The organism is Frankia sp. CcCS3 (genome assembly GCF_977927575.1).
In genome coordinates, this window is record NZ_CDWRCL010000204.1 from 1 (window position 1) to 7,655 (window position 7,655).

The window sequence follows — 7,655 nt, forward strand, 5'->3', positions numbered from 1 at the left end:
CCAGCCCTCGTCCCGTCCGTGCGACCCCTCGTCCCGTCCGTGCGACAACGCGGCATACGTCACCCGATCGGGGCGGGATTCGCGCTGCTGCGCCGGATCAGCGAACGACGGCATGACGCTCCTTCGAGGATCTCCCGTGCCGATGGATCTCGTGACGGCCGGACGGTGGCCGCCAGCGGCCACGCGTCCGGGCATGGAGCACCGCATGGAGCACCGCATGGAGCACTGCATGGAGCACTGCATGGAGCACTGCGAGGAAGTCCCGAGCTTCCACCTTGAAAGTAGACCTGCCTGAGACCCTGGTCCCGAACTACCCTCGCCCGGAGGCAGAAGTGTAGCGGGAGTCTGGCCACGATCGATATTCGGCCGCCGAAAGCAGGGCCGCCGGAAGAATCTTCGAGGGTAGGCGGCCGCCGCGGCGTAGGAGGAGTGGGCGGGAATGCCGGGAGCAATCCCGAAGGTAGTAGGGCAATGCCTCAGGCCCGGCCTGAGCCTCGGCTCGCCGGCCGGGCGGCCCCGCCACTCCTGCCCGCACAGCGTGAAAACACCGCTATGGCACCGATGGCAGGCCACATCGACCCGCGGTCGAGATCCTCGTACACCGGCGCCGGGAATATACGGCGGGGTCGAATGGCCGTGACTGCCAGACCGGCAGCCACGGCCACGCCCCCGGCAGGGGCCCGGTGCGGGCCCCTGAGATCAGGGCAGCATTCCCAGCTGGCGCGCGGCGTGTACCGCGGCTGTGCGGTTACGGACACCGAGCTTGCGCATGATGCTGCGCAGGTACGCCTTCACCGTCTCGGGCGAGACCGTCAGCCGGCGGGCCGTCTCGACGTTGGACAATCCCAGCGAGACCTGGGCAAGCACCTCCAGCTCGCGCGGGGTCAGCGTCAGCCGTCCGACCGTCTTCGTCTCCTCGGCGAGCAGCCCGCGCAGCAGCTCGGACACCCCGCCGATGCGACCGCGCAGGAACGGGACGGCGACATGCTCGGTGACCTCCTGAAGCTCCCGGTAGGCCAGCCGCAGGCTCTCCCGGGGCAGACCCGACATCCGCGGGAACGGGACGGCCCCCGGCCGCACGGCCGGCACCCCGCCCTGGACCGGCACCCGCACCCGCCCCTCGACCGGCACCCGCCCCTCGACCGGGCCCCGTCCCTGGACCGGCACCCGCCCCTCGACCGGCACCCGCCCCTGGACCGGTACGGACGGCACCCTCGACCGCGGCCCCCACTGACGAGACCGAGTTCGCGTTCCATCAACCGGGCCACCGCCATAGCTGCGTGAATAGCAGACTCATCGAATGACAGATCCGGTTCGAGAGCGGCGTACAGTACCGCGGCCACCGCGCCGTCCTCGCATACCGGCACCGCCATGATCGCACCGAGACCGGTGTCGTCGATCTCCGCGGCGGTGGATCGCAGCGATCTTCGCGCGGCAGCTCGATCATTGATGACGACCGGCCGGCAATGCTTGACGACCTGACCGCCGATGCCCATCCCGGCTGGGATCTCGACACCGATCAGCCCGGCCGGCCCCGGCCCGTCCACGTTGGTGATGGTCAGGGTGCGGGAATGGAGTGCGACCATTCCCCCGAAAGTAATGTGTGCACCCGATGAGGCCCGCAGGCGCGCGAGCGCCCGAGGCAGAACAGTTTGCATACGGCTAGGAATAGCCAGTGTAAGAGTCATGAGCATCCCCTTCCCCAACCTGCCCAGACGTCGCGAATCCTAGCACCGGCTTTACAATAAGGGGACGTAATGAAGTAACAAATACGCAATCGAGAGCATCATCGCAGGTCACAGGCCTGTGGAGGGTTCGAAACGCGCAAGTTATTTCATTTCGACTCCTAAGCACAAACAAATACCGACGAAACGGACTTTACATATCTGCATGAGAGTTGGGGGCCGCGGGCGCGTAGTGGACTCCGTGGCTTCATCGCTACCACCCATCAGGTTCCGGCAACGTACCAGGAAAGTGTCAGGAATGTATCGGGGAGCGCACAGTGAGCGGGTCCGTTCGGGCCATGGCACGCAGCCGGGCTAACCCGGCGAGGAGCTGAAGTTCGGCGACCGAACGGGGAGAGCTGTCGAGCAGCGCCGGTGACATGACCAGCGCCGCCGCCACCTGTGCCCGGGAGATCGCGACGTTGAGCCGGTTGCGGGAGAGCAGGAAGTCCAGCCCCCGCGGCGCCTGGGCCGAGCTGGACGTGGTGAGCGAGATGATGACGACGGCTGCCTCCTGGCCCTGGAAACGGTCCACCGTCCCGACCCGCACCCCGGGCAGGCCCGCCTTGCCCAGCGCGTGCTCGACCGCCCGCACCTGCCGGTTGTAGGGGGCGACGACGAGCAGGTCGCTGCCGAGGAGCGGGCGCGGGGGCCCGCCGTCAACGAGGGTACGACCGAGCAGGTGGCGAACGATGTCACGGATCACAGCAACCTCCTCATCCGACCGGGTGCCGTTGTCGTGATGCTCGACGTCGTGCAGGTACAGCCCGGCCGGTACACCCGCCACGGCGCGCGTCCCGGCCACCGGATGCGCGTGCAGCAGCCCCCGGTACGCCAGCGCCGACACCGGCGCGCATACGGCCGGGTGCAGCCGGCGGGTCCGATCGAGGAAGTAGCCGAACTCGGGCGGGATCACCTCGGCGTCGCCGAGCAGATGCGACAGCGCCGAGGCGTCCGCGCCGTCCGGATGGAGGCCGGCCACCACCTGCGGCAGTTGCTGCGGATCGCCGAGGAGCACGAGGTTGCGGGCCGCGCCGGCCACCGCGAGGGTATCCGCGAGCGCGAACTGCCCCGCCTCGTCAATGATCAGAACGTCGAAGGGGTCACCACGCAGCACCGGGTTCGCGAACGCCCAGGCGGTGTCCCCGACCAGGTGGCCCTCGGGGTGCTCCCGGCGCCACGCCGCAAGTGCCCGCAGATCCCGCGGACCGTCCCAGGGCGGGAATATGCCCGGAGCCGGCTGAGCCGGCTTCGCCCCGGACCGCTGTTTCTTCGCGGCGGGCACCGCGGGGCGCCAGGCGGGCACGGCGTCCGCGGCCCGGGCGTCGGCGGAATTCGGGTCCGCCGGCGGCTGGCCGGTCGCGGCGAGCATCGCGTTCTCGATCGCCTTGTGACTGGTCGAGCAGACCCCGACCGTGCGCCCCTGCTCGACGAGATGGCGGATAAGCCTGCCGGCGAGGTAGGTCTTGCCCGCCCCAGGCGGCCCCTGCACGGCCAGGTAGGAGCCGTCGAGCGCGCTCACCGCGGCGAGCACGGCGGCGATCTGGTCTCCGTCGTGCTCGCCGGGCGCCGGCAGGTCGCCCCGGCCGATCAGCCGCGGGGGGCGACGGCGCAGCAGGTCCAACGCGGGGTCCGCAGGCAGGTCCGGCAGGGCGTCGGCGGTCCGGCGGGCGAGGTCGCGGATCGCCGCCGGCTTGGGTTCCGGACGCACCGGCGATCCGGGCAGCACGGCGAGGGGCGGCCTGCGGGCCACGTCGTCGGGGGCGACGCTCTCCCGCAGCAGCAGCGTGTGCGGCTCGGCCCGCTCGACGACCGCGTCGGTGGTAGCGCCCTCGGCCCCGGGCGGTCCCGGGTAGAGCAGCCGCACCGCCTCGCCGCGGTCGAAGGGATGCGGACGGTCCGGATCGACGCGGGCCTGCAGCAGTCGACGACTCCGCCGCCGTCGCCCGGCCGGTTCGACCCAGTCCTCGACAACGGTCCAGCTCACCGGGACCGCGCAGTCGTCGGCCGATTCCAGCGTGGCGCGATCGGCGGTCAGCGCCGCGAAGTACGACCACCAGGCGGGCTTGTTCTCACGCCGGTGGTATCCGACGGCCGCGGCGAGCAGGGCGCGCGCCCGCTCGTCGTCCGTCCAGTCAGCCGGGTCGTCGGGAAGAGCCGCGACGAGGGTGTCGACGAGCGCGTCGTCGGCGTCGGCGTCGGCGGGGTCTACCGGGTCGGTGCCGGAGGCTGTGGAGGTCGGGGCGGCGAGGTCGATCCGCGGCGTGCCGCCGTCGGCCTCCCGCAGGCCCAGCAGCCAGCGGTGCAGTCGCTGGGTCGACACGCAGTCGATCCGGTTGTAGTCGGCGATCTGAGCGAGGACGCGGTCGGCCGCGGCGAGCTCCCCGGCGGCGCGGTGTGCCAGGAAGCTCTCGTACGCCACGATGCTGTCGATGGCGTTCTTCACCTCGGCCTGCCGGGCACCGGGCAGGAACAGCGGTTCGAGGTATTTGATCGAGTAGGACGGCTGGGAGATCCGCAGGCTGCGCCGGACCACGGCGTAGAGATCCACCAGCCGGTGCCCAGCGAGCAGATCGTCGACCTGCCGTTCCCGCGTACCGTGTCGCGCGGCCAGCCGGCGCAACGCGTTCGGCTCGTAGGGCGCGTAATGGTAGATGTGCGCGCCGGGGTGCGCGCGCAACCGCTCCGTCGCCCAGTCGACGAAACGCTCGAACGCCTGCCGCTCCCCCGCCCGATCATGCGCCCAGAACGCCCGGAAGACCTCGCCGTCCGCGAGGGTGACCGCGCCGAACAGGTACTCCAGACCGGCGGCGTCCAGCGCGTACGGATCGCCCTCCATATCGAAGTAGATGTCACCGGGATCGGGCGCCGGAAGGGCCGCGAGACCCTCCGGGCCGGTCATCCGGACGGTCACCGTCCCGACCGGGTCGTCCGCGGTCCGCGTCGCATCCTGCGCGGCCTGCAGTTCCGCCTGAAGACGCAGTCCCGCGAACGTCGCCGGGGACATCGTCGCGGGCCGCTGGTCGTCGCGGGCCGCGGCGAGCTCCTCCACCGCGGTGATGCCAGCCGCGCGCAGCACCCGTCGCTGGTCGCCGCGCAGCCCGGCGACCAGGGACAGGTCGCGGGCCTCCGCCCGGCCGCGCGTGCAGTGCGCGCTGAACGCGCAGGTGGCGCAGGCCGACCGGGGCTCGGCCCAGGATGGTTCGGGAACCACGGGGGCGACCGCCAGCCGATCGGCGAGACGGCTGCGCGCGTGCCCGACCATCGGCACGACATCGTCGACCCGGAACGTGCGCACAACCCCGGGCGCGGGAGCGGGCGCGGTGGCCCGCTGCGCGGGATGCAACAGATGCATGAACCGCGGAACGGGTACGCCCACCGACGGTAAGGCCGCCGCGTAGGCAGCGAGCTGCAGCACGGCTCCCGGGCTGGCGTGCCGGGCGAGCTTGGCGTCGTAGGGCTCGTAGCGGCCCGCGACCGCGGGCCCGGTCGACACGCCGGTGATCGGGTCGAGATGCGCCGCGATGAGGAAGTCGGGGCGCCCCTGGAACGCGCCGTCGAACAGCGCCCCCTGGTAGACGACGGGAACCCCGGCGGCCAACGCCTGGCGGGTCCGCTCGTGGGCCTGGGCCAGGGCGGCGGGCGTGGGGGCGGGCCGCTCGATCGCCACGACCCCGTCCGCGCCGAAACACCGGCGCAGATGCTCCAGCCAGCGTCGTTCGTGCGCCTCGCCGTGCCGCACGGCAGTGGTGTCCCGCGGGGGTCAGGCGCACCCGGTCGATCCGGCGCGGCCCGTCATCCGACGTCTCCCCGGTCACCAGCCCGGCGGCGAGCGCGTGCGCAAGCCCGACGCGATGCCCACACTCGACGACGTCGACAAGATCACTGGCGGAAACCACCCAGCGGTCCTCGAACCTGTGCACGACACCATCCCCATCTGGGCCATCCCGTTTCCATCCGGGCCATCCCGTTCGGTCCCGTGCCGATCCTCTCCCGATCCGGGTTCACGGTCCGGACCAACCCGGCCGGGCGTGCCCCGAAGGACTGAACGCGGCCGGCCACGCCTTCCGGCACGCAGGAGGTATAGCAGGTGCGGGGGCCGGGGTGGATCTGCTGCCCGGGGGCCCGGTTGTCGCGCTGGCTCCTCTGGGCGCCACATTGTCGACCCACCCGTCTTTACGGGTTGTCCGGTGGACGGACGGACAGGTGGGCCGGTGGGCGGACGGACAGGAAATCCGGCAATACGGCCGAACAAGATGTAAAGTACATATCGGATCGGTGGGCCGCAGGCGTCCAGCCGTGCGCGTGGCGGAAAGCCGCGCGGGGACGAAGCCGATAACGCCGGATGAACTCGTCAGCGACACGCCGCAAGGTCTCCGGGTCGGTGCGGTAGACGACCGGTGCCATAGGCTCCGGCCCAACCCTCGGCGTCCGTCGTCGGCGGCGCGGGCCGCAACCCGCCGGGAATCTCCGCCCACATGACTTTTCCGCCGGTCTTGACCCGGTAACCACGACCATTGGCTACACAGCGCGTCGACCATCAACAAGCCACGCCCGTCCTCGCTGAACACGTCCGGGCTCTTGATCCGGGGAGCGGTGTCGTTGCCGTCCCACACTTCGACAAGGACATTCCTGCTCGTCGCGGTAAGCCGCATGGCCACCACGTTTTCCAGGTTTTCCAGGCGGCTCGCCTTCACGGCATTCGAGGCCAACTCACAGACGACGAGTTCGGCACTGCTGACGGCGTCCGGGTCCACTGACCATTCCGTGAGCGTGCGGACCGTGCTCGTACGCACGGCGGGAACGGCGACGGCGGTTGGCGGGAAGTGCGCCACGGCCACCCGGATCACAGGTGATGAGTCACCAGTCATGCTGAGCCCCGTGCGGCGGTCAGCGCGTGTGTGGCCGCCCAGCAGGCGATGATCGTGACGTTCACGGCCGCTGTGCAGGCTGGCGCCGCGCCGTGCCGTCTACGCCTGCGCCCAGGGAGGGCAGGTCGCAGCCGGGCAGCACGGCGAACTCGGCCCACGCCACCAGCTCACAGCGGGCGTGGGATAGGCGGCGGCTGACCTTCGCTACACGGTCGTCGAGGGTCAGGGGGAGGCGGGTTCGCGCCTGCCGCATCCGCACGTGCGCCCACTCGTGGGCGGTGTCGAAGTCGGGGAATGCGCCGAGCGGTCTTCCGTCCGCGTCCCACACCACGAACCGGCGTTCGTCCATGGACCCTCTCCCTTCGGTTTGCGACGGGTAGCCCCCCGCGCCGCGAGTCCGTCCCCGTGCCACAGACAGCAGAGCGCGGCGGATGCCGCCGAGAAGAGCGCCTTGGCAACGCAGAGAGACGCGAGCGTCCGCCGACTGCAACGCCGTAGGGGCCAGGCGACCACTCTCGGCGCGCCTGCTGTCACACAGAAGTCAAACATCGCGAGAGCTCAACATGCAAGACTCGTTCTGCAAGCTGAGAAATGTTGATATTTATTCGAAACAGCGATCAGAGTCTTTCATTTCGGGTGATGGACTACCCTCAAACCGAAGGAGGGGCGATGCCAGAGGGCACCACGACGACGGGCTCGACCGTGCCGCGCCGTCAGCTCGGCCGGTACCTGCGTGATCTTCGGAACTGACCGTGCGGGCAGCCGCACGGCGCTTGGAGTGGTCCGAGGCCAAGATCTAGCGCATCGAGTCGGGGCTGACCTCGCTCCGAAGCTTCGACGTAGAGATCATGTGCCGGATCTACGGTGCGCCCACCGATCTGACCGAGGCGCTGATGGGGCTCGCGAAGGAGACGAAGGCGCGCGGCTGGTGGCACAGCTACGGCGACGTCATCCCGGCCTGGCTCGACCTGTACATCGGGCTCGAAGAGGCGGCCTCTCGCCTCTGGTGCTACCAGCCGGAACTCGTTCCCGGTCTCCTCCAGACAGAGGAGTATGCAGG

The 7,655-nt window shown here is 70.4% G+C and carries 5 protein-coding genes and 1 pseudogene; 1 reads left to right on the top strand and 5 read right to left on the bottom strand.

Annotated elements, in window-relative coordinates; genetic code table 11:
• Nucleotides 1-699: 699 nt before the first annotated feature.
• The 5 genes and pseudogenes from AC08OQ_RS15710 to AC08OQ_RS15730 all read right to left on the bottom strand — a co-directional run bounded on the left by AC08OQ_RS15710 (nt 700) and on the right by AC08OQ_RS15730 (nt 6,944).
• Nucleotides 700-1,212 carry a helix-turn-helix transcriptional regulator gene (locus AC08OQ_RS15710; RefSeq protein WP_476601296.1) on the bottom strand — a complete coding sequence of 171 codons (513 nt, stop codon included), beginning with the start codon at nt 1,210-1,212 and terminating at the stop codon, nt 700-702.
• Nucleotides 1,213-1,304: 92 nt separating this feature from the next.
• Nucleotides 1,305-1,694, bottom strand: a pseudogene (locus AC08OQ_RS15715) (GAF domain-containing protein); the annotation flags it as partial.
• A gap of 283 nt (nt 1,695-1,977) precedes the next feature.
• On the bottom strand, nt 1,978-5,466 hold the full coding sequence (locus AC08OQ_RS15720) for a TM0106 family RecB-like putative nuclease (RefSeq protein WP_476601295.1): 3,489 nt from the start codon (nt 5,464-5,466) through the stop codon (nt 1,978-1,980).
• Between the two features lie 262 nt (nt 5,467-5,728).
• Entirely contained in the window at nt 5,729-6,595 is an 867-nt protein-coding gene (locus AC08OQ_RS15725) for an ATP-binding protein (RefSeq protein WP_476601294.1), read from the bottom strand.
• A 61-nt stretch (nt 6,596-6,656) separates the two neighbouring features.
• Complete coding sequence (locus AC08OQ_RS15730) at nt 6,657-6,944, bottom strand: hypothetical protein (RefSeq protein ID WP_462187399.1); 288 nt, start codon at nt 6,942-6,944, stop codon at nt 6,657-6,659.
• 499 nt (nt 6,945-7,443) lie between these two features.
• On the opposite strand from AC08OQ_RS15730, the gene AC08OQ_RS15735 reads away from it, so the two are divergent.
• Nucleotides 7,444-7,655, top strand: a 212-nt coding sequence (locus AC08OQ_RS15735) for a Scr1 family TA system antitoxin-like transcriptional regulator (RefSeq protein ID WP_476612149.1), incomplete at its 3' end; no start/stop codon positions are given.

Bases quoted from the DNA above. Each gene is read 5' to 3' on its own strand.
- AC08OQ_RS15725 (WP_476601294.1), bottom strand. From the start codon at position 6,595: ATGACTGGTGACTCATCACCTGTGATCCGGGTGGCCGTGGCGCACTTC.
- AC08OQ_RS15730 (WP_462187399.1), bottom strand. From the start codon at position 6,944: ATGGACGAACGCCGGTTCGTGGTGTGGGACGCGGACGGAAGACCGCTC.